Annotated in this window: 21 protein-coding genes and 1 tRNA gene; 6 read left to right on the top strand and 16 right to left on the bottom strand. The window is 50.6% G+C overall.

Translation table 11 applies throughout. From position 1 onward, the window contains the following. Positions 1 to 127 precede the first annotated feature (127 nt). Positions 128 to 2137, top strand: coding sequence for a bifunctional tRNA (5-methylaminomethyl-2-thiouridine)(34)-methyltransferase MnmC2/FAD-dependent 5-carboxymethylaminomethyl-2-thiouridine(34) oxidoreductase MnmC1 (mnmC, locus tag J1C60_RS05870; protein ID WP_128178707.1), 2010 nt, complete (start codon positions 128 to 130; stop codon positions 2135 to 2137). Positions 2138 to 2173: 36 nt separating this feature from the next. Here the strand turns inward: mnmC and J1C60_RS05865 are convergent, their stop codons facing one another. The 6 genes from J1C60_RS05865 to prmB form a co-directional block, all read right to left on the bottom strand. Beyond that, positions 2174 to 2455: a YfcL family protein gene (locus J1C60_RS05865; RefSeq protein WP_128178706.1), complete on the bottom strand. Its 282-nt coding sequence runs from the start codon at positions 2453 to 2455 to the stop codon at positions 2174 to 2176. A 34-nt stretch (positions 2456 to 2489) separates the two neighbouring features. After that, on the bottom strand, positions 2490 to 3038 hold the full coding sequence (locus tag J1C60_RS05860) for an elongation factor P hydroxylase (protein WP_128178705.1): 549 nt from the start codon (positions 3036 to 3038) through the stop codon (positions 2490 to 2492). 69 nt (positions 3039 to 3107) lie between these two features. Next, a complete protein-coding gene (locus J1C60_RS05855) occupies positions 3108 to 3911 on the bottom strand; it encodes a sulfite exporter TauE/SafE family protein (RefSeq protein WP_128178704.1) in 804 nt (267 codons plus the stop codon). Then, complete coding sequence (gene mepA / locus J1C60_RS05850) at positions 3912 to 4745, bottom strand: penicillin-insensitive murein endopeptidase (RefSeq protein ID WP_128178703.1); 834 nt, start codon at positions 4743 to 4745, stop codon at positions 3912 to 3914. A 4-nt stretch (positions 4746 to 4749) separates the two neighbouring features. Further along, on the bottom strand, positions 4750 to 5835 hold the full coding sequence (aroC, locus tag J1C60_RS05845) for a chorismate synthase (protein WP_128178702.1): 1086 nt from the start codon (positions 5833 to 5835) through the stop codon (positions 4750 to 4752). 24 nt (positions 5836 to 5859) lie between these two features. Next, complete coding sequence (gene prmB / locus J1C60_RS05840; protein WP_128178701.1) at positions 5860 to 6792, bottom strand: 50S ribosomal protein L3 N(5)-glutamine methyltransferase; 933 nt, start codon at positions 6790 to 6792, stop codon at positions 5860 to 5862. Between the two features lie 292 nt (positions 6793 to 7084). On the opposite strand from prmB, the gene smrB reads away from it, so the two are divergent. Further along, positions 7085 to 7636: an endonuclease SmrB gene (smrB, locus tag J1C60_RS05835; protein WP_128178700.1), complete on the top strand. Its 552-nt coding sequence runs from the start codon at positions 7085 to 7087 to the stop codon at positions 7634 to 7636. 270 nt (positions 7637 to 7906) lie between these two features. Here smrB and sixA read toward each other — a convergent pair whose 3' ends face one another. The 4 genes from sixA to J1C60_RS05815 form a co-directional block, all read right to left on the bottom strand. After that, the gene (gene sixA, locus J1C60_RS05830) at positions 7907 to 8389 is read right to left on the bottom strand and encodes a phosphohistidine phosphatase SixA (RefSeq protein ID WP_128178699.1); all 483 of its coding nucleotides are present in this window, start codon (positions 8387 to 8389) and stop codon (positions 7907 to 7909) included. 170 nt (positions 8390 to 8559) lie between these two features. Then, complete coding sequence (fadJ, locus tag J1C60_RS05825) at positions 8560 to 10725, bottom strand: fatty acid oxidation complex subunit alpha FadJ (RefSeq protein ID WP_128178698.1); 2166 nt, start codon at positions 10723 to 10725, stop codon at positions 8560 to 8562. After that, the gene (gene fadI / locus J1C60_RS05820) at positions 10725 to 12035 is read right to left on the bottom strand and encodes an acetyl-CoA C-acyltransferase FadI (protein WP_128178697.1); all 1311 of its coding nucleotides are present in this window, start codon (positions 12033 to 12035) and stop codon (positions 10725 to 10727) included. The genes fadJ and fadI overlap by 1 nt, the downstream gene beginning before the upstream one ends. A gap of 298 nt (positions 12036 to 12333) precedes the next feature. Continuing rightward, positions 12334 to 12630 carry a YfcZ/YiiS family protein gene (locus J1C60_RS05815; protein WP_128178696.1) on the bottom strand — a complete coding sequence of 99 codons (297 nt, stop codon included), beginning with the start codon at positions 12628 to 12630 and terminating at the stop codon, positions 12334 to 12336. A gap of 408 nt (positions 12631 to 13038) precedes the next feature. Between J1C60_RS05815 and fadL the strand changes: the two genes are divergently transcribed. Beyond that, positions 13039 to 14316, top strand: a complete 1278-nt coding sequence (gene fadL / locus J1C60_RS05810) for a long-chain fatty acid transporter FadL (RefSeq protein ID WP_128178695.1) — start codon at positions 13039 to 13041, stop codon at positions 14314 to 14316. A 65-nt stretch (positions 14317 to 14381) separates the two neighbouring features. Here the strand turns inward: fadL and mlaA are convergent, their stop codons facing one another. Further along, positions 14382 to 15143, bottom strand: coding sequence for a phospholipid-binding lipoprotein MlaA (gene mlaA / locus J1C60_RS05805; RefSeq protein WP_128178694.1), 762 nt, complete (start codon positions 15141 to 15143; stop codon positions 14382 to 14384). Between the two features lie 768 nt (positions 15144 to 15911). Here mlaA and J1C60_RS05800 point away from each other — a divergent pair. Continuing rightward, on the top strand, positions 15912 to 16829 hold the full coding sequence (locus J1C60_RS05800) for a formate/nitrite transporter family protein (RefSeq protein ID WP_375139779.1): 918 nt from the start codon (positions 15912 to 15914) through the stop codon (positions 16827 to 16829). 90 nt (positions 16830 to 16919) lie between these two features. Further along, a tRNA-Arg gene (locus J1C60_RS05795) sits at positions 16920 to 16994 on the top strand. A 272-nt stretch (positions 16995 to 17266) separates the two neighbouring features. On the opposite strand, the gene J1C60_RS05790 is transcribed toward J1C60_RS05795, so the two are convergent. Then, positions 17267 to 17515, bottom strand: coding sequence for a hypothetical protein (locus tag J1C60_RS05790; RefSeq protein WP_128178692.1), 249 nt, complete (start codon positions 17513 to 17515; stop codon positions 17267 to 17269). 410 nt (positions 17516 to 17925) lie between these two features. Between J1C60_RS05790 and J1C60_RS05785 the strand changes: the two genes are divergently transcribed. After that, positions 17926 to 19152, top strand: coding sequence for an L-lactate MFS transporter (locus J1C60_RS05785; protein ID WP_128178691.1), 1227 nt, complete (start codon positions 17926 to 17928; stop codon positions 19150 to 19152). An 864-nt stretch (positions 19153 to 20016) separates the two neighbouring features. On the opposite strand, the gene J1C60_RS05780 is transcribed toward J1C60_RS05785, so the two are convergent. The 4 genes from J1C60_RS05780 to J1C60_RS05765 form a co-directional block, all read right to left on the bottom strand. Continuing rightward, positions 20017 to 20298, bottom strand: coding sequence for a hypothetical protein (locus J1C60_RS05780; protein ID WP_128178690.1), 282 nt, complete (start codon positions 20296 to 20298; stop codon positions 20017 to 20019). A 253-nt stretch (positions 20299 to 20551) separates the two neighbouring features. Continuing rightward, entirely contained in the window at positions 20552 to 21361 is an 810-nt protein-coding gene (locus J1C60_RS05775; protein WP_128178689.1) for a hypothetical protein, read from the bottom strand. Between the two features lie 61 nt (positions 21362 to 21422). Next, on the bottom strand, positions 21423 to 21875 hold the full coding sequence (locus tag J1C60_RS05770; protein WP_128178688.1) for a universal stress protein: 453 nt from the start codon (positions 21873 to 21875) through the stop codon (positions 21423 to 21425). Positions 21876 to 21887: 12 nt separating this feature from the next. After that, a complete protein-coding gene (locus J1C60_RS05765; protein WP_128178687.1) occupies positions 21888 to 22670 on the bottom strand; it encodes an IclR family transcriptional regulator in 783 nt (260 codons plus the stop codon). Positions 22671 to 22786 lie beyond the last annotated feature (116 nt).

Below are 22786 nucleotides of genomic sequence, written 5' to 3'. Positions count from 1 at the left end.
GTCGACGAGCACTCTAGCTTACACTTGTACGCCGAACAAGTCCGATCAGCTTTTAACTTTTGTAAATTTGCGTCATGTGAGCCACATCGCTAAAATCACGGCATTGCCTGATTAATGAGCCATTCTCGTGAAATTGTCCCCCGTTGAACATGCTGAATTATCCTGGAATGATCAGGGTACACCTGTATCCCGAGCATTTGGTGACGTCTATTTTTCCAATGAGAATGGCCTGGAAGAGACACGTTACGTTTTTCTTGAGGGTAATCATCTGCCCGCACGCTTCAGCACCCATCCTCGCCCACTGTTTATTACGGCAGAGACTGGCTTTGGTACCGGATTGAATTTTCTCACTCTGTGGCAAGCTTTCGATCATTTCCGGACAACCGAACCGCAGGCAACACTGCAGCGTTTGCACTTCATTAGCTTTGAAAAATTTCCCCTGACCCGTACCGATCTGGCTGCGGCACATGCACACTGGCCTGAACTGTCCCCCTGGGCGGAACAATTACGCCAACAGTGGCCGGTGGCCCTGCCCGGCTGCCACCGTTTGCTGCTTGACGGCGGTCGAATCACCCTTGATTTATGGTTTGGGGATGTTAATCAACTTATTCACACTTTTGATGACAGTTTTGATCGCCAGATCGATGCATGGTTTCTTGATGGTTTTGCCCCCGCAAAAAATCCGGACATGTGGACACCCCCGCTGTTTGACGCGATGGCGCGTTTGGCTCGCGAAGGCGCAACGTTGGCCACCTTTACCGCCGCGGGTTTTGTGCGACGGGGCCTGATTGCCGCCGGTTTCGATACGGTCAAGCGCAAAGGCTTTGGTCCGAAGCGCTCAATGTTGGTCGGCACGTTGCAGCATGCCCCTAACCTCGCAGCAAACACGCCCTGGTATGCCCGCCCTGCTGCCGAAGGGAATGATATCGCCATTATTGGGGGTGGCGTCGCCAGTGCGATGTTGGCGCTCTCGCTCCTGCGACGCGGTAAAAAGGTTACGCTTTACTGTGCTGATGCAGCACCTGCGCTTGGTGCTTCCGGCAATCGCCAGGGAGCCCTTTACCCGCTGCTGCATCACCAGGATGAAGCCCTGAAACAGTTTTTCCCTGCGGCCTTTACTTTTGCCCGACGCCTGTATGATGCCTTACCGGTCTCGTTCGAGCACGACTGGTGCGGCGTCACCCAGTTGGCCTGGGATGAAAAAAGTCGTGAAAAAATTGCGCAAATGTTAATGATGTCGCTGCCCGATGAACTGGCGCAAAGCATCGACGTTAACCAGACTGAATCGCTGGCGCAAGTCACCACAGGCTGCGGAGGAATACATTATCCGCTCGGCGGGTGGCTCTCTCCTGTAGAGTTGACGGCCAGCGCATTGGATTTGGCGCAACAGCGAGGATTACGTATCCACTGGCTCCATCCGCTGGCGGCGTTGGAGAAAAATCACAATGGCTGGCAGCTACAATTTGCAGATAACAAACGTGTTACTCATCAGAACGTCGTACTGGCCACCGGATATAATCTGCCTGCGCTACCGCAAAGCGAACGGTTGCCGGTTTATGCCGTAGGTGGACAAGTGAGTCATGTCCCTTCTCAGGGACGGCTCAGTGCGTTAAGGCAGGTACTTTGTTACGATGGCTACCTTACGCCACATAGCCCACAGTTCGGCACCCACTGCATCGGTGCCAGTTACCGGCGAGGCGACACCGCCACTGATTATCGCGCGTTGGATCAGCTGGAAAATCGGGACCGTTTGCAGCGTTGCCTACCTCAGAGTCAGTGGATTGACGATATTGATATTAGCGCGGGTGAAGCGCGCTGTGGCGTCCGTTGTGCCACACGCGATCATCTACCGATGGTCGGCGCGCTACCTGACTATCAGCAAACCCTGGAACAGTATCAGCATCTTCATCAGGATATTATCGGCGGCGACACCATACTGCCAGCGCCGGTATGGCCACAATTATTTGTGTTTGGTGCGTTGGGCTCACGCGGGCTATGTAGCGCGCCGTTAGCCGCAGAAATTTTAGCAGCACAACTGTGTAAGGAACCTATCCCATTGGACCGTGCAACGCTGGCAGCACTGAATCCTAACCGCTATTGGATAAGAAAATTGCTGAAAGGAAAAACGGTGAAGTAAAGCAATGCGGGCGGCGAGAATGGCCGCCCGGTACGATCAGGCAGGCCTACGCGCCTGAAGGAAAAGATTATCCCACATGCCTGTTACTAACGACTGATCGCGAGGTGAAAGTTCGCCGGCAGCGATGGCGTTCTGTAAGCTGTTCCGCACGTGAATCTGCAACGCTTCTGGCGTATGCTCCCCAGACTGCTCAACTTCTGCCACAGCAAGCGTTAAATGGCCACGCAAATAGCCGCTGGCAAAGAGCTCATCATCACTGGCATGCTCGACCATTTCATCAATTAGGGCCAGAATACGCGCTTCAAATTCGTCGATCATGTCAATTCCTCTTCTCTAAAAATTCACTCCCCGTTCAGCACAGATCTTCCGGCCAGGGAAACTGTGCCGCCGTCAGCGGGGGCGTTGAGTAAAACAAGCAAAGTTCTTCAATAAACCTGGCTGGTCGGGCAGGAATGCCCTTTTCAAAATAATCAATCACCTGAGCATGGACCTGACGCTGAAACGCGATGCGATCGGGCTCACAATCCCCACTGAGATTGTCACAACTTACGTTGAAGGGAAAGCCTGCAGCGGCACAAAATAACCATTCCAACGCCTGCGGCTTAATTTCTACCGACTCAAACTGCTGCTGCGTAGAGGCATCGCGCCCGTCCGGGCAATACCAGTAGCCGAAATCAACCTGTTTGCGACGTTCAGCACCAGCAATACACCAGTGTGAAATCTCGTGTAGCGCACTGGCATAATAGCCATGCGCAAACACCACGCGATTCCATGGTGACTGCTCATCTGCAGGAAGATAAATGGGTTCGTCATCGCCTTTAATCAGGCGGGTCTGAAAGTCATCGCTAAAACAGCGATCGAACAGCGTAATCAGCTGCTGATAATGGTGTTCTGTCGTCATCTTATTATTCATCGCGTAAAAAAACGCGCAATTTTCGCATGTTGGCCAGTTTAATCATAGCGTGCCAGGTCAATGAATCAGCTGTAATAGCCAGGCACTAATTTGCGCACCATGGCTGTCATACAACAGTTTCGTACTCATCACAACTGAGACGATCACCACCATTGGCCGGATCAGTTTCTGGCCGCGACTCAGTACCATTCGGGCACCTAATCTCGCCCCACAAATCGCGCCAAGCAACATGATGATACCGGTCCCCCACACCACTTTTCCGCCAAACATAAAAAAAAGCAGGCCGCCAAGATTTGAGGAAAAATTCAGCAACTTGGCATGGGCGGTGGATTTTGCGAGGTTATAACCGCAAAGAGTAACAAACGCCAGTGCATAGAAGGATCCGGCACCGGGGCCGAAAAAACCGTCATAGAAACCTACGCATCCGCCCGCAATAAGCGCAAATGGCAGACCGTACAAGCGGCGGACGCGATCCTCTTCCCCAAGACGTGGCATCAGCAGAAAGTAAAGGCCAATCGCGATAATCAACAACGGCAGGACCTGACGCAACAGCCCTGGCTGAATATGCTGTATCAGCGTGGCACCGATGACTGAACCGCTAAAAGCCATCGCGATGTTCAGCTTCTGGTCCGCGAGATTGACCGCCTTACGCCGCACAAAATACAGGCTAGCTGAAAAGGAACCGCCCACGGCCTGGAGCTTATTGGTGGCTAATGCCTGAGCCGGTGAAAGGCCAACAGCCAGCAATGCCGGAACGGTGAGCAATCCTCCACCGCCGGCAATGGAATCAATAAACGCAGCCAGCATCGCAATGAAAAATAACATTCCCACCAGAAGCGGGCTGACGACAAACCAATCCATTTAGCGTTCCTGAAGACGATGCGAATCCAATAGTGCCTGACACGATGGCGGTAACGGCGGCGGTAGGTGTTTCACTGGCGTACCCGCTCCCGGTTTTGCGGGTTCAAACCAACTTTGTAATTCCGCGCCACAACCATCACCGGCAGGCGGCGGCGCCTGATCCCGGCATTCAAGGCTTTCTGGCGGGCAGCGCAAGCGTACATGCATATGCGCACGATGGCCAAACCAAGGACGTACTTTGCGTAGCCAGTCGCGATCGCTGCCAGCATCTGCACACAGTTGTCGTTTAATCGCCGGATTGACGAAGATACGCGTGACATCATTATCCTTTGCCGCCAGTTTGATCAGATTATTGATCTCTGGCTGCCAGTGACGAGTAACGACCTGTTTACCATCCGCAGCAACTAAATCCAGCGGCTGCGGTTTTAACAGCTGTTGTGCCGTCCAGCGCCGTTTCGGCAACTGTAACCAGATATCAACATCCAGTCCCGACTGGTGGCTGGCATGACCACTGCTAAAGCGCCCTCCGGCCGCCATGCCCATATCACCAATCAATACCTCACCCAACCCCAGGTTACTCACCCGGGTACTCAAGCGCTGGATGAAGAGGATAAGATCGGGGTGACCGAAATAGCGGCGTTGATCCTGACGCATCACCTGATAATTTTCTGCCTCAATCGGGAGCGCTTGCGCACCGATAATGCACCCATTGGCAAACTGGCCAATTGCTCGCGGGCTACCGCTGACCGGATGTTCAACACGCTGCCAGGGTGTTGCCGCCAGAGATGATGCCGATAGCAGCAGCGCGCACAAGGCTAACAAGCTTTTTTTCATATTGTTACCAGCGAGGGACCGTTGAATTAACATCCGCGCACTGCGCACGCTGGCGCAGCAGATGATCTATCAGCACAATCGCCATCATCGCTTCGGCAATCGGCACCGCACGAATGCCCACACAGGGATCGTGACGTCCTTTGGTGATCATCTCGACTTCTTGTCCTTCACGATTGATGGTTTTCCCCGGTACGGTAATGCTGGAAGTCGGTTTCATTGCCAGATTCGCGACAATCGGCTGGCCACTACTGATGCCACCTAAAATTCCGCCCGCGTGATTGCTCTGGAAACCGTTTGCCCGGATCTCATCACGATGCTGGCTACCGCGTTGGTTAACCACGGCAAAACCGTCACCAATTTCCACGCCTTTCACCGCATTAATACTCATCAATGCATGGGCCAGATCGGCATCCAGTCGGTCAAACACAGGTTCCCCCCAGCCCGCCGGCACATTTTCCGCCATCACCGTGACTTTCGCGCCAATAGAGTCGCCCTCTTTTTTCAGGCCGCGCATCAGCTCATCCAGCGCTTCCAGTTTGTCGGGGTCCGGGCAGAAAAAAGGATTTTGCTCAACCTGATCCCAGTCTTTCAGTTCACAAACAACGTCACCCATCTGGGCGAGATATCCGCGGACTTTGATGCCATGTTTCAGCTCAAGGTACTTTTTGGCAATGGCCCCTGCCGCAACGCGCATCGCCGTTTCACGCGCAGAAGAGCGTCCACCGCCACGATAATCGCGCAGGCCATATTTTTGTTCATAGGTATAATCGGCATGTCCCGGCCGGAACACATCTTTAATCGCACTGTAATCCTGCGAACGCTGATCGGTATTTTCGATCAGCAAACCAATGCTGGTCCCGGTTGTTACCCCGTCAAATACGCCGGAGAGAATTTTCACCTGGTCCGGCTCGCGGCGCTGGGTGGTATACCGCGAGGTACCGGGACGGCGCCGATCCAGGTCATGTTGCAGGTCCGCTTCGGTTAGCGGAATACCGGGTGGTACGCCATCAACGATGCAGCCAAGCGCGATACCGTGCGATTCGCCGAACGTCGTGACGCGGAATAATTGACCAACAGTGTTGCCCGCCATTGAATACGGCTCCTTTCTTCTGGGTTAATCTTTATAGATTTTAAAGTGATGTGCCGCATCGATAATCTGCTGCTTTGTCAACATAAATACACCATCACCGCCGTTATCAAATTCCAGCCAGGTAAAAGGAACGTCAGAATACTGTTCCATCATATGTACCATGCTGTTGCCCACTTCACAGACCAGGATACCATCTTCAGCGAGGTAATCCGGCGCACAAGCCAGAATACGGCGCGCCAGTTTAAGCCCATCTTTACCCGCAGCTAATCCCAGCTCCGGTTCATGACGATATTCATTCGGCAGATCGTCCATATCATCCGCATCGACATACGGCGGGTTGGTGACAATCAGGTCATACTGAGTTTTGGGTAAATCGCGGAAGAGATCGGAACGAATCGGTGTGACCTGCTGCATCAGGCCGTGCTCTTCGATATTGCGTTCAGTCACGACCAGTGCATCAAGGGAGATATCTACCGCATCGACTTCTGCATCAGGGAACGCATAGGCACAGGCGATGGCAATGCAGCCGCTGCCGGTGCACATATCCAGAATATGCTGTGGTTCATGGTCGATAAGCGATGTAAAGCGGTTACCGATCAATTCACCAATTGGTGAGCGTGGCACCAGAACGCGCTCATCAACATAAAACTCATGACCGCAAAACCAGGCCTTGTTAGTAAGGTAAGCGGCAGGAATACGCTCGTTAATACGGCGAATCACCCGCTCAACAATGCGATGGCGCTCGCTGGAGGTAAGACGTGCGTTGCGCATATCTTCCGGAATATCCAGCGGAAGATAGAGCGTGGGCAACACCAGTTGGACGGCTTCGTCCCATGGGTTATCCGTGCCATGACCATACCAGATGTTCGCGGCTGAAAAACGGCTCACCGCCCAGCGCAGCATATCCTGAATGGTGTGCAGCTCATTCACTGCTTCATCGACGAAAATTTTGTCCAAAGTAGCCCTCCGCAGGCCGTTCTGTAAAACCGGCCGATAGTTTGCCACGAAGCGGCAGATAATTCAGCGCAGGCGTGTTAAAAAGCTGACTTTTGTTGCAGGCACGGGTTAAGGTAGCATGCAGATGCTGCCTGGCGCTGTCCCGCGTTTCCCCTGATTTAAATCTTATACAGTTGCCAGGCCCCGAATGACGAAGGGGTTAGCCGTTACTGGCGGCAAACTTGGGTTAGCACGGCAAATGCCAGGTTTTGCCTCCCTGCAATACGAATGATGTTGGTGACAGTGAAGAATAATGACTAAGAAAGATAAGCTCAGCGCCGATGATAAAGCACTGTTTCGTCAGTTGATGAGTGGTACCCGTCAGCTAAAACAAGACACAGTAACGCCGCCGCCGGTACGCAAAAAAATCGGTGTAGTGCCAGAGAAACGCCTGCTTTCAGAGCAGGCGGATAATAGCCACTACTTTTCTGATGAATTTCAGCCTCTGCTGTCAAGCGAAGGTCCGGTACGTTATGTCCGCGGTGACGTCAGTCATTATGAAATGAAAAAACTACGGCGTGGCGATTACACACCAGAAATATTTCTCGACCTCCATGGCCTAACGCAAAATCAGGCAAAACAAGAACTGGGCGCATTGATTGCTGCCTGCCGTCGGGAACATCTATTCTGCGCCAGCGTGATGCACGGCCATGGTAAGCATATTTTGAAACAGCAAACACCATTGTGGCTGGCACAACATCCACACGTAATGGCTTTCCATCAGGCACCGAAAATGTTCGGCGGCGATGCTGCGCTATTGGTTTTGATTGAAGTGGAAGAGTGGCAACCACCGGAATTGCCGTAAGCCTCGACCGTGTCAGATGTCTAAAACTCGCACACAGAGTAGAGGCAGCAGCCATTATGCATCTCCCCTAAATCATTGATGCTGTATCAAGGGAGCAAGGGAGCAAGTTCCGATGAGCTTACTCCAGTAAATGATTTGGGTGACAAGTCTGTCAGGAACAGATTTGAACGCGCGACTACCGCGGCCCTGAAAAGGCGAGGCCCAGAGATGGGCCGAATAACTGAGCATAGCCAACACAGAGACAGCATCAATGATGACGGGGAGAGGGGATCACATTGCTTTGGCCAGCTTAGACGGGCTCACCTGCCACTGAAGTTTACCTTCGCTTTTTTCCGCATCAAAATCAATGCAGGCAATCGCTGATGTGGCAAACATCGGCGGGGCTTCTTGCGGGCACAGTTCTGAAACCAAATACCCAACCAGCGGCAGGTGCGAGATCACCAGCACAGACTTAATCCCTTCATCCGCCAGCGCCTGTAAATAACAAGCAACTAAAGCAGGGTCGCCCCCCGGCGTCAGCTCGGGTAAAATATCCTGCCCTGCCGGCAGTGGGAGCACTTCACGCACCGTGGCTAACGTCTGTTCGGCACGGAGATAGGGACTGACAAGAACGCGCTCAATATCCAGCGTCTGGCTAGTTAGCCAGCTCGCCATTTGGCGAGATTCATTACAACCGCAATGAGTAAGAGGCCTTACTGAATCACTGGCTGCATCTAATGCAGCATCGCCGTGACGCATGATAAAAACTTGCATAATGCACCGCTTTTGTTAAACAAAACCGCCGGGGATACCGATCCACCGACTCTTCATTCTGCGAATGAACGCTGTGTTGTACCCCAATGCCTTCAGTATAGTCAACCGATTGCGTATTAATTAAGCGCTTATCGGAACCGCAACGGATGCCGCGCTGCAACTACGGTAATCTAAGCCTCTGAATCAATATGGTTATCGCTTTTATCAACCAATTTGTAAAATTTTGCACCTGTCTCAGCCATCCGCCTTAATGCTTCACATGGTGCGAAACGCTCACCATAGATGTGCATCAATGATTCTAATACGTTTACCACGCACCCTGCGCCAAGGTGGTCAATGTAACGGAATGGACCGCCCAAAAATGGTGGAAAACCGATGCCAAATATTGCACCGATATCACCATCACGCGCGCTACGAATAACGTCTTCGTCCAGACAGCGTACCGCTTCGTTCAGCATCATCATTACACAGCGTTCGGCGCGTCGTTTGTCATCAAGCTGCGGCTTTGGCTTAATGTTAAGCAGGGTATAAATCGAGTTATCCACGCGCTTTTTGCTATTTTTTCCTTTTCCCGCTGCCGAATAGAGATAAAAACCACGACCATTTTTACGTCCTTTCCGCCCATCATTCAGTACAGCATCAAAGGCATCCGGGGCGGAAAATCGCGAACCCCAGGCTTTTTCCAGGACTGGAATAATTTTGGTGCCAACGTCGATCCCCACTTCATCCAGCAGTTGAACAGGCCCAACAGGAAAACCGAACTGTACCAGTGCGTTATCCATAGACTCAATGGGCTCTCCCTCCAGCACACAGCGCATCGCTTCATTTATATAAGGTGCCAGAATACGGTTAACGTAAAAACCCGCCTTGTCAGCAACAACGATTGGCGTTTTCCCCTGCTTTTTCGCCAGCGATACGGTGGTTGCTATCGTTTGGGCACATGTTCCCGTATGGGGAATGATCTCCACCAGCGGCATTTTATCCACGGGGCTAAAATAGTGCAGACCAATAATATTTTCTGGCCGCTGCGCCTGCGCGGCAATTTCGCCAATTGGAAGCGAAGACGTGTTAGAAGCAAAAATAGTCTCAGGCATACAGTGCTGTTCAATTTCCGCCACCATCCGTTGCTTGAGCGCCAAATCTTCGAACACCGCTTCAATCACCAGGTCCCGTTGTCGAAAACCTTTATAATCTGTGGCACCTGAAATCCGCGCCATTTCACGCAGTCGCTCAGCAGGCTTCATCTGTTTGCGCTGGACCCTCTTACTGAGGAGATCCCAGCTGTATTTCATTGCATGATTAATGCCTTCCGCATTCACATCCTTGATGCGTACCGGCAACCCGGCGCGTATCGCGGTAACGCAGGCAATGCCGCCGCCCATGAGGCCGCCGCCCAGTACGCCAATGGATCGCAGATCATACGGGTCCGCCTCTGCCCCTCGCTCTTTCTTCAGTGCGGTAGTGGCAAAGAAAATGCTGCGTAAGGCTTCAGACTCCGACGTCATGGCTAATTCACCAAAAGCTTTAGCTTCTGCCTCATAGCCACTGTTTTTACCCTGCTCTAATCCAATACGGATGACGGATAGGATCCTTTCCGTAGCCGGATAATGGCCTTTCGTTCTGGCGCGAGTCTTCTTCGTCGCCAACCGAAACAGTAACGCACGCCCAGGTGGGCCGTTTAACAAACGCTCGCGTACCGCCAGAGGTGGACGATTCATTCGACCACGCAGTACCAGAGCCACCGCCGCATCCAGCAAGATAGATTGTGGAACCATCTCATCGACCAGGCCCATTTTTAACGCCTGCCGCGCGCGTAGCGGCCTACCGGTTAAGATCAGATCCAACGCATGAGACGTTCCGATTAGGCGCGGCAAACGCTGTGTCCCCCCCGATCCCGGTATCAGCCCGAGCTGAACTTCAGGTAACCCCAGCCGTGTTTTGTCGTCAACCGTACAGATCCGCTGGCTACAGGCAAGGGCCAGTTCCAGACCGCCGCCCAGACAGGCACCATGGATGGCTGCCACCACCGGAAAGGGTAACGCGGCAATTTCGGCCATCACTTTCTGCCCCTGTTTCGCCAGTGTTTGCGCCTCTTCCGCGCTTTTACAGCCAGCAATCATCATAATATCCGCACCGGCGATAAAAGAGTCTGCTTTACCGGAAATAAACACCAAACCAGCCAACTGCGGGTTTTCGCGCGCACGAATAATCACTTCACGAATCTGACCAGCGAAAGCCTCTTTGAGCGTATTCATTTTCTCGCCGGGAACATCAATGGTGATCACGCCGACGTTATCCAGGCGCATCGTTAAATGAAATGCTGATGACTGTTCCATTATTCGACCTCCAGTACCATCGCTGCGCCTAAACCCCCTGCCGCGCAGGCGGTTACCAACCCCAGTCCCCCACCGCGACGCCTGAGTTCATATAGCGTCTGGGTGATCATCCGCGCGCCAGTCGCCGCAAAGGGGTGTCCATAGGCGATCGATCCCCCCAGCACGTTGAATTTCTCTTCATTGACCTCCCCCAGCGCATGCGGTCGATTTAATACCTCGCGGGCAAAACGCTCATCATTAAACATTTTTAGGTTGGCTAACGTTTGCGCAGCGAATGCTTCATGCATATCGATTAACGTCAGCTCATGTAAAGCAACGCCGGCACGCTCCAACGCCAGCGGAGAAGCATAGGCGGGTCCCAGCAACATATCATGCCAAACATCTATGGCCGTAAAGGCATAGCTACGCAGGTAACCCAGTGGGACGAGCCCTAATTCGCGCGCACGCGACTCTGTCATTAATATGATCGCGGCTGCGCCATCGGTAAGCGGTGTACTGTTAGCGGCTGTGACCGTACCGTATTTGCGATCGAAAGCAGGCTGTAACTTTGCATAATCCGCCAGCGCTGATGCCGTACGTATGTTGTTATCCTTCTTAAACGCACTCTGCCACGGTGGCACGAACGCTGGCATCACTTCATCAGCCAGCTTACCCTCTTCCCAAGCCCTGGCTGCATGCTGATGTGACCGATGCGCCAGGGCATCCTGTTGCTCCCGGGTAATACCATGGGATTTCGCCATTTGCTCAGCCGTGTCTCCCATCCGTAACCCGGTTGAGTACTCCGCGACCGCAGGCGGAACAGGAAGAAGATCGCGAGGACGGAGCTGGCCAAGCAGCTTTATTTTTTGCGATAAACGACGCGCTTTATTGAGATCGACCAGCACTCGCGCCAAGGTTTTACTGACGCCGATAGGTAGTACAGAAGAGGAGTCAGCGCCCCCCGCAATACCGGCCTGGATGGTCCCGGACAGTAGGCTTTCCGTCACATTAGCGACAGCCTGAAAGCTAGTAGCACAGGCCCGACTCACGCTGTAAGCATCGGTATGCACACTCATACCGCTGCTGAGTACAATTTCACGCGCAATGTTCGGCGCTGCGGGCATCTGTACCACCTGGCCAAACACCAGTTGTTCAATTGCCTCTACAGGAATATCACTGCGAGCCAGCAATTCACTGACTACCATTGTCCCCAATTCAATCGCTGTAATCCCCTGTAGCGCACTCGCCTGGCGTGCAAAGGGCGTTCGTAATCCATGGGTTATCGCGATACGTTCGCCCTGACGCGTCAATAATGGTTGCGCCTTGCTCATTATTATCACCTGTTAACTGAGATCGAGTGGCATCATTGCCGAAAGAGGTCTGACCTGATCATCAGTGTTAACCAAAATAGGATATTGCGCCAGACAGCTAGCAGGAAAAATGCGAGGAGAAACACGTATTGGCGAGAATGAGAAGCGGGTACTCATTCATACGGCAACAAAAGCGATATGCAAATAGGGTTAGCGTCTGTAAGGCTACCTCCCTGCCGCTCATTGCGCTAAGCGCCAGGTTCAGGCCGGGCATAGTCAGTTAATTTTCCATGCGCAAAGAGGTAGAGAAAACGCCTGATTAACGTAAGCCAAGCTGGAATATCAGGGTCTCAGCCTGGCAGGCGAAGGTGAAATCAACATCGAGGCGAACCCCTTGAGCTGTCTCATCAAAGCGAGCCTGAATATCACAGGGATCGGACTCTACCGAGCGGGCTTTGCTGCTCAGCACCGCCAGCTGTGATTCGGCCTGTCGGCGGCTGTCAAAAAGCTGGCTGTAAGACGCTGTACAATCTGTGTTGTCCATAACTGTTCCGACATCAACACAACAGCAGGCAGCTGTTTCATTCGCACTGCATTTATTAATCGCATCAGTCATGATTCTCTCCAGAATGTCTCTGCCGGTGTTTTAACCCATCCGTTTAAAGGGTCCCACCCGCGAATTTGATAAGGAAATTTACTGCCCACAGTTTACGCTTCCCCGCTCCGCCACTCTACCTTTGTGGGGCGTTCATCACGTTAAGTGACGAATATCACAGTTAAAATTGATCCAAAACAAAGGAGACACTTTGCGACATTTTCAGTTCTGCAATTTTTGTTAACCAGATCTTATTTCCTGCATCATTTAAGTCATATTTAAAGAGCATTATTGCAACATTGACACAGGTCGGACCTATACTTGCCGCACTGGTCTGATTTGTTAGCCGTACTTCAGTCCCTACAATCCGCGATCCTTGTTACGCCATGTAACAGAATTTAATAAAAATCAGATGATGAGGTTGTGGTCATGAACCATAAGAACCTGTTTGCAAAGTCAGCTGTGGCAGCTGCAATGGCGATTGTCTCTTCCAACGTTTATGCGGCGGGCTTCCAGCTCAACGAATTTTCATCAATCGGTCTGGGACGCGCTTACTCTGGCGAAGGGGCCATGGGTGATACCGCAGCCTCAGCCAGCCGTAACCCGGCAACCATGGCGTTGATGGATCGCCCCTCTTTTTCTATTGGCGCGATCTATATCGATCCCGGCGTTGATATCGATGGTACCAGCGCAACCGGTAATAGCCTGCAGGCTAACAACATTGCCCCCTCACAGTGGGTACCTAACATCCATTATGTCCAGCCGATCAATGACCAGTGGTGGGTGGGTGCCTCGGCAACGTCTAACTATGGTCTGGCAACCGAATTTAATAATGATTACACCGCCGGACCGTTTGCCGGCAAAACCGATTTGATGACGGCGAATTTTAATCTCAGTACCGCCTACCGTTTAAATCAGCACTTTAGCTTTGGCGTAGGCTTTGATGCCGTCTATGCACGCGCCAAAATTGAACGCTACGCCGGTGAATCAGGGGCGCTGCTGGGAGTCCCGAGCGACACGCAAATTGCCCATCTGAAAGGGGATGAATGGGGCTATGGCTGGAACGCAGGCATCCTGTATGAAGTTGATGAAAATAATCGCTTTGGCTTAACCTACCGTTCCGAAGTGAAGATCGATTTCGACGGCGATTATAAGAGCAGCCTACCTTCGGCGCTTAATCCCATAGGGCCGTCTATGGGCCTTCCCTGGGGCACCAATGGCAGTACAATTCCGGGCTCTTTAACGCTCAACCTACCCGAAATGTGGGAAGTCTCGGGCTACCATAAAGTGGCGCCACAATGGGCGGTTCACTACAGTATGGCCTACACCAGTTGGAGCCAATTCCAGGAATTGAAAGCTACCGGCTCCAGCGGCCAGACGCTGTTCCAGAAAGATGAAAGTTTTAAAGATGCCTGGCGTATTGCTTTGGGTACCTCTTACTTCTATGACGATAACTGGACATTCCGTACCGGTATTGCCTTTGATGATAGCCCGGTTCCAGCCAACAAACGTTCGATTTCAATCCCCGATCAGGATCGCCTGTGGCTAAGTGCGGGAGCGTCCTATGCATTTAATCAGGACGCGTCTATCGATATGGGTATTTCTTATATGCACGGCCAACGCGTTACCATTCAGGAAGAGAACTATCAGTTCAAATCAGAAGGTAAAGCCTGGCTATACGGCGCAAACTTTAACTATAAGTTTTAATGAAATTACCTGTATTAACGCAAAAGGCATGTCGAATGACATGCCTTTTTTATTGTTGCTAGCGATTAATTGGAATCTATATCATTAAGATCGCCTTCAATCGCGGCAGCGTTCGGATTTTCCTGCGGCTTCAGTTTTCCACCCCTAGCCAGGAAGTCATGGCGTTGGAAATAAGCATTACGAACAAAGGCATAAGGATCGGCTGAGTTACGCAGTATAGCATCGGAATCTAACAGCTGCGCACGCGTTTCCACGCCTTCAAGTACCCATTTGCCTGCCGACATCCAGAACGTCAACCAGCTCAGGGCCGGATAGAGCGTATCCACATAATCGCCGCCATCTTCACGCAGTGTGAAACTACCGTAAGCGGGAAGTTCGACATAGGGACCATAACCGACACCATAAGAGCCCAACGTACCGCCAAAACGCTGAGGCTCCTCTCTGGCCAATTTAGGATTCGCCATCCCTGCAACGTCAATAAACCCTCCCATCCCTAACAGGGTGTTCAGGAAGAAACGGTTGAAGTGAACCATCCCGCGATAGGGATCTCCCCGCAGAAAGGAGTTAACCATCGCAGCCGGTTCATCAAGGTTACTCATAAAATTCCCTAGCCCCGTACGCGCGGGCGTTGGCACGTAGTCGCGCCATGCCACCGCAACCGGGCGCAGAACATAAGGATCTAACACGTTATAGTTGAAGTCGAACATGGTACGGTTAAAGCCCTCCAGCGGATCGGAGCGCCCTTGCGTTTCGTCGCTGTTCGTCGAGCTGGCACATCCAACCAGCAATACGCTTGCCAGTGCCAAACCCGTCAGGCGGTAATTCATGTTGTTCTCCCTGTACTGATTAATTAATTACCACGTCAGGACAGCTGCCAGTGCATTTCAACCGCAAAATGCGGGTAACCGCCATATGGCTGAGTTTACGCCAGCACTACCGCCCGCTGGCTTGAAACCGCTCAAAAACATAGCGCCTGAAGCATCATAAAAAGGGGCCTTCGGGCATCATGATTTTGCTACCATCAGCGATAATGAATATGTCCGTCATACTTCGTGCTAAAGGTTAATCGGTTACACTTAAAGCGCCTTCCCTTCAACAGCATTCAAGTCTGTTGCTAAAGGGTTTACCTCCAGAATTGTTTATTAGAGTAAGCACTCGTGTCACCGTCTATCTGCATCCTGAGGTGATCTGAATAAAGCGACTCAGCGGCCGTTTTCCACTGCCACTGGAACGGGTAAAACACCGTCAGATACAGAAATATACAATACTCCGCCGCCAGGGAACATTTTTTCTGCATGCTGCTTATCTGATTCTATGTGTAATCATACCTGGCGAGCGTACTACCGGTTCAGCATTCAACGTCCAATATATTCATCCCCGAGACACTCTCCGCCCCGCTGGCGGCTTACAGGATCCCAGCTTTTTGAGCGCCCGCCCGGATAATGCTCTTTATCCAGGCTTTTCTGTCGGCATATGCCACAAAAATAAGCACTAACGGCACGTTGTTCTCACACTAACAGTCTGGCAGTGACCTGTAAGCCTGACGGATTTCCCGCTACGCTTAATACCAACAATAAAAATTTTCCGGGGAAATGATGATGCGACCAGAAAAAAATAAACAGAATGACGTTGAGGTGGAAAGCGAAGAGAAAGCTAAAGGGGAAGACATTGAGGTTGATGCGGAGGAATTGCCCTCTGCCGCCGCTGCCATCCACGAGCAGATCCGCTATGAAGGAGAAAAAGAATTAGAACGTGATGGTATGGCGCTACTCTGGTCAGCAATCGCCGCCGGACTTTCAATGGGCGCATCACTTATGGCAAAAGGGATTTTTCAGGTACATCTGACCAATGTGCCCGGCGCCTTTTTGCTGGAAAATTTAGGCTACACCTTTGGCTTTGTGATTGTCATCATGGCGCGCCAACAACTGTTTACCGAAAACACGGTGACTGCCGTGCTCCCGGTTATGCATAAACCTAGCGGCAGCAACTTTTTTTTGCTGTTTCGACTTTGGGGGATCGTGCTGGTCGGTAATCTGATCGGCACGGCTCTCGCGGCACTGGCATTTAATCATCTTCCCGTTTTTGACGATGCCACGCGCAGCGCTTTCAGCCATATCAGCGAGAAGGTGATGGCAAATCCGCCATCTGAGATGTTTGCTAATGCGATCGTCTCAGGCTGGATCATCGCCACCATGGTGTGGATGGTCCCCTCAGCTGGCGCCGCGAAGATTGTGGTCATTATGATGATGACCTGGCTGGTTGCGTTAGGCGATTTAGCGCATATTGTGGTCGGTTCAGTAGAGGTGCTTTACCTGGTTTTCAGTGGGAGCATAAGCTGGCACGCGTTTATCTGGCCATTTGCCCTGCCCACGCTGGCGGGAAATATCATCGGTGGAACCTTTATCTTCGCGCTGATCAGTCATGCACAGATTCGCAATGAAATCAGCTTGAAGGCGAAAGCTGAGGCCCGTGCCAAAAAGGACAAAACCGACCGTGCCGAAGCGAAGACGTAAAAATAGTCGAACTTTATTGTCGATGTAATGAGCAATCGGGTGGCTAAGTGTTTAATCAGCAGTTAAAAACAGGTTATACTCCCCGCCCTCGTCCCCTTAGTTAAATGGATATAACGAGCCCCTCCTAAGGGCTAGTTGTAGGTTCGATTCCTGCAGGGGACGCCAGTCATTAGTTCGTTACCATCCGTTTTAGTTCGAAAATTCCCATATACAGCAAGACCGCCTTAACACATCGGTCTGCATTAGTTTGTTGGCAGTCGCACATCAATTTTATCCAATGCAAACCAGCAAGCAGTAAATGAATGACTTTCGTAGGAAGCGGTGAAATTTGTCAGATATATTGACCTCACCACTGCGGAATACGAGTTCAGTCTGCATGGATTACATACTATACGCGGCCAGGATCATTCGGCTGGCTTCCCTGCCCGCCGCCTACGCTACTGCGTGTTTGCCCAGCGCGTTACCCCAATATTAAATTTATGGGGCTGCATGATGGCTTTTCTGGCGATCCAGTAAAGGATGACTTTTTCATCATCATTATCTCTGTCAGCCATCGATAAGAGTTTTAATGACAACGTCGATTTATTCACCGGCTGGTTTGCATCACTGAGTTCAATAACAGCCTGACCGATTAGACAGCAGACTTCTTCCTCATTAGATACGGATTCATATGCTCGATCTTTCATATATCCTCCTGTTGTACACATTTTAAGCCTGGCAAAAAAAACCATTTTTGGGGGAATTATACGAATTTAAGCGCTCCTACAGGGATTTATCAGAGCATTCCGGATGATATTGTGCAATTTACACTCTCCGTAAGCGTATCTACGAAAAATGGGATGCTGAACAGATTCATAACACGGGCTATCAGCCGATCAATCGATGATTTTTATTTACATATCAATGCATTTTGATTAACGTATTTAACCCCTTACTCTCTTCTGCCCTATCAATTACGCTGGTATTCAAGGCCGTTCATTCCGTTCTCAATGCATTTCATTCCGTATTTATAGCAGCTCATGCTGTTTCCTCCCTGCGCTAACTGGTTCGCCCTATCATTTGCTCAATTTCAGCATTCCCCTATGGGAGAGAATTCATGAGCACGCAAACAGCAGTCAAGACAATAAATCGCACACGCTGGCTAACCCTCTTCGGTACTATTATTACTCAATTTGCTTTAGGGTCGGTTTACACTTGGAGCTTGTTCAATAGTCAACTCTCACAAAAACTTGATGCACCGATTAGTCAGGTCGCGTTTTCTTTCGGCCTGCTAAGCTTAGGTCTGGCGGTTGCCTCCTCGGTTGCGGGGAAGCTGCAAGAACGATTTGGCGTACGCAAAGTCACCGTCGGTGCAGGTATACTGATGGCAGTTGGCTTCTTCCTCACCGCACATGCCAGCAATCTGTTTATGCTCTATCTCAGCGCTGGCGTCCTGGTTGGTCTGGCTGACGGCGCAGGCTACCTGCTTACCCTCTCCAACTGTGTAAAATGGTTCCCGGAGCGTAAAGGCGTGATATCAGCCTGTGCTATTGGTGCTTATGGTTTGGGCAGTCTCGGTTTTAAATTTATTTGCAGCTATCTGCTAAGCGTAAATAGTCTTGAAACCACGTTTTTGATTTGGGGCGGCATAGCGATGGTGATGATCATCATCGGCGCGATGTTTATGAAAGATGCTCCTCAGCAACAAACCACCAGTGTTAATGGCGTAAAAAGCACACGCGAATACTCGCTGGCAGAAGCGGTACGGATGCCACAGTACTGGATGTTGGCACTGATGTTTCTGACAGCTTGCATGAGTGGCCTGTATGTGATCGGTGTGGCAAAAGATATCGGTGAGGGCCTGGTCCATCTCAGCACGCAAACCGCAGCCAGCGCTGTCACGGTTATTGCCATCGCTAACCTGAGTGGACGTTTAGTATTAGGTGTGCTTTCTGATAAAATGGCACGTATTCGGGTGATCAGCCTGGCTCAGGTCATTTCATTACTGGGCATGAGTATTCTGCTGTTTACGCAGATGAGTGAAACCACTTTCTTTATCTCCGTTGCCTGCGTAGCCTTTAGTTTTGGCGGCACTATCACCGTCTACCCTTCGCTGGTCAGTGATTTTTTCGGGCTGAATAATCTGACCAAAAATTACGGCCTGCTCTACCTTGGTTTTGGTGTCGGTAGTGTGCTGGGATCACTGATTGCTTCACTCTTTGGCGGATTTACAATTACCTTCAGCCTGATTATGGCACTGCTGGTTATTTCGCTGATAATGTCCCTGATCGTTCGTTTGCCTAACAAAGTAGCAGCATTTAAGGAAGCCTATAACCACGGCTAATAGCGGATGGACCAACGGGGTAAGCGGCATCGTTTGCCCCGGTCGCCCGTTTTATTCAGCACAAAGTCGGTGAGAAAGAGCACAACGAATGATTTTAAGATATATCCTGGTGAACAAAAGCTTCCGGCGATGAACATTCATATAATTCTTATTCCATTCTCAATTTCTCACATAAATACTCATTAATACGTAACATTCGTACACAACTACTAAAATAAATCTACACTTAAGGCATTATTCCTCCACTTTTAAAAGGTAAAGTTCTCTTCATTGAAAGTGAGGAGGCTTACCATGAAAATAATCATTAAAACGTCCGTCGTGGCGGCAGTAATAATGATGTTAAGTGGTTGTCTTGTTCACGATAGATATCATGGCCACAGAGACTACCATCACGGTGGATGGCATCACCGGGGACGGTAGTTGTTGTCGCCAAAAGAATATGAGAGCTTGTTATACCCCTATAATTTGAGTTCCAGGGCGCACAGCGCAGTCAAAAAACCTGTAGCCTGAAATAGACGGGTATTACTCTCATAGCGTGGGCAAAGCCTGCATACAGCAATATAAGAAAAGAAGTAAAGCAATTGGGCGAGAAATTTCTCGCCCATTCTTCGTGAGTAAAAGACCAAATACCCATTTTTTCAATGGCAATGGATTGGCTCGTCGGTCCACTCAGCGGTAGTGTGTTACTCATCGGACAAACTGACGCAGCTTGAGGGGCTGCAGGAAGATGACATAATAATTAACGCGTTGACATTACAGGACGTTGTACACGGACGACATTTCAGCGTGGGATTCCCCAAATGAACCAAAAGGCTATTTCTCGCGAGGCATTACTCTGTCTGAAATATATACAGCCGAATAACTTTAACCTTTAAGGCTGTAATTACACTGATACCATACTTTTTTTAATCCCGGCAGGTTGCTGTCCTGAATCGGTAGCGGCTCGGCAATATCAAACCCTTTTTGGGAACAATATTCGGCAAGGTCGCTCAGCATTGCATCACGATTTACTTTTTGCGGATTAAATCGATACTGCACGGTATTGGAAATTGGATCTTCATCAATTTTTTCAAAAGCACCGGGCTTACTGGATGTACATCCAACCAATAAAAGCAAAGCCACGGCACCCGCCATCTGGATTTTCATTTCTTTTCCTCCGTTTTGGTGCGGCATCATAACAAGCCAGTCTTTCATAACAATCAGAATAGGGGTAAAACACAGAAGCTTATGCAACTTTTTAACGATTGAATCGATAAACTTAACCGTTTATCGCTTTCAGTCAACAAGTGGCAATATAGTTTCCGACAACCTCTGGTTGCCTGTGCCACACCAACTTTACATCAACAATTACAATAGATTAGATTAATCTGCCCGCGGCGAGCGGGCTTTTTTTTACCTGTTACCGGGCATCCGCGCTCAGCATCATACGCAGCACATTTGCCGATTGTTCGGTGGGGAGTTCCAGCACTGCACGATAGAGGTCGATTGTCATATCGCATATTTTAGGACGATCGGTGCGCACGTTCGGCGGCATATTAAGCTGCTGCAAATCATTTCCCCAGCGGCCATAAAGTGTACCGACAATCCCCTGCAGACTTTTGCGTGCCGCCGGCATATCTATTGTTTTATTTGCCCCCATACTGGATGTCAGCAGCTCTTCCGTCCGCAGTAAATCATCCTGTATAAGCTTCTCAGGCAAGATATCGCCTATGCTAACGCCACCACTGACTTGCGGGAAAAGGAATTTAAAACAGAGCTGCGGATCTTTCGTACGCAGATATTGCATCTGGCTAACGGATAATCGCATGTAACGAGTAATAGTCTCATCGCTGGCACGACCAATATGTTGATTCAGTAAAGTCGACAGCATCGGCCGCAGTTGGTTTATCGCTTTAGTCGCAGGCATCCCTTGAAGTATCGCCTGATTCAGCGCTTCGCTTAGCTGCTTATACAACGCTGGCTGCTGCTGTTTAATCACGCGGTAAACGGGGGTTGTTGCAAGCTGCTGCTGTGCATTTCGCAGACGCGCATCACGTCGCTGCGCGGGTTCAATCACTTGAAAATAAACCGCCACTGCGCTCATAACGGAAATAACAAGCAGCAATAACGCGACGGCACGTTTAACTTTTCCGCGTTTTGTCCACAGCACAACAATGAGAAACAGAGCCAACAGCACTGCTGACAGGCTTAAAACCAGAACGTGATTCAAAAAAAACCTCGGTAACCAATAACTATGCGCCTGAAATAAAGGCAACATCGCTTTCCGCCGATTAATCTACACGCACATCAACCAATACCGGGCAGCTTGCTCTCTCTATAACGGCGGCACTAACCGATCCCTTTAACAAACGATTAAACGACGAAAGATGGCGTCTCCCCATTATAATCATCCCAGCCTGTAATTCGTTAGCCTGGGTGACAATGGTTTCGGCTGCCTCACCGGCCAGTACGCGTCCATGTGCATCGATACCGGCACGAAGGAATTCAGCCAGCGCATGGCGGACGGCGGCTTCTGCCGTATTTTGCTCATCTTGCGCCATACCGAAGTCAGCAGGATCCTCACCAGCATTGATGTTGATTACCTCCGGGGTAGAAAAATAGCTGGGATCGACACAGCAAATAACAATAACTTTAGCCTGATGTGCCAGCGCCTGTTCAATGGCCAGCGACACCACTTTGCGTGCAATCAGTGAATTATCTACCGCGACTAATAATGTTTTCATTCTGTAGTTTCCTTAATCACGCACAGCACGTCTGCCCAGTTCGTGCAGCATGATCTCTTTACATTTTAAAATTTCATCACGGTAGCGTGCCTCATGCTTTTGAAAGCGAGAGTTAGGCATCAACAATGAAATGGAAAAACGCCCCAGCACCGTATCCATTGCCACCGCCATCGTTGATACGCCATCCAGCGTTTCACTGTGGTCATAGGAAACGCCGCTTTTGCGGACCTCATTCAGGCGCGCCATCAATTCCGGGAGTGTCTTGATGGTGTATTCGGTGATTGTAGCGTAGGCGTCGCCTAACAAGATGCGGATGTCATCATCATTTTCGAGCGCCAGTAACGCACGTCCACCGGATGTACTGTAGAGGGGTAAATTCAGGCCAATGCGCGGCACAACACGTAATTCACGATCCGCCACGACATAATAAACGATAGCCAACTGTTTCCCGCTGGCGCGTGACAACGAGACCGTTTCATTCGTTGCTGCGCTTAACGCATGCAGCCAGGGCCTGGCGATCTCCACAACATCGGCATGGACGCTGGAAGTAAGGCGTAACAGCGCCGGACCAAGACGCACGCCACCTGCGCCGTGAGTACGGATCATTTGCACTGAGTCCAGAGCCGCCACAATCCGCTGCACGGTTGAGCGTGGTAGGTCTACCGCCTGAGCAATTTCCCCCAGGCTCATGCCATAAGGCTTCTCCCCCAGCGCGTTCAATATTTTTGCCGCACGGGCAATCACCTGGATGCCCCCCGCCTTTTCATCGGCGCGGCTTGGAAGATTTTTAGACATGCTATTCTCTTTCCATGTAAATCCTGAAGATAATAGTCCTTTTTGTCACCGTTTCACAGCTTGTACCACATTGCAATACAGTCAATCACCATGTAGTATTAATCTCACTGTACCGT

Source organism: [Pantoea] beijingensis (assembly GCF_022647505.1).
GTDB lineage: Bacteria > Pseudomonadota > Gammaproteobacteria > Enterobacterales > Enterobacteriaceae > Erwinia > Erwinia beijingensis.
Note: the sequence above shows the minus strand (reverse complement) of the source record. Positions and strands in the feature narration are given on the sequence as shown.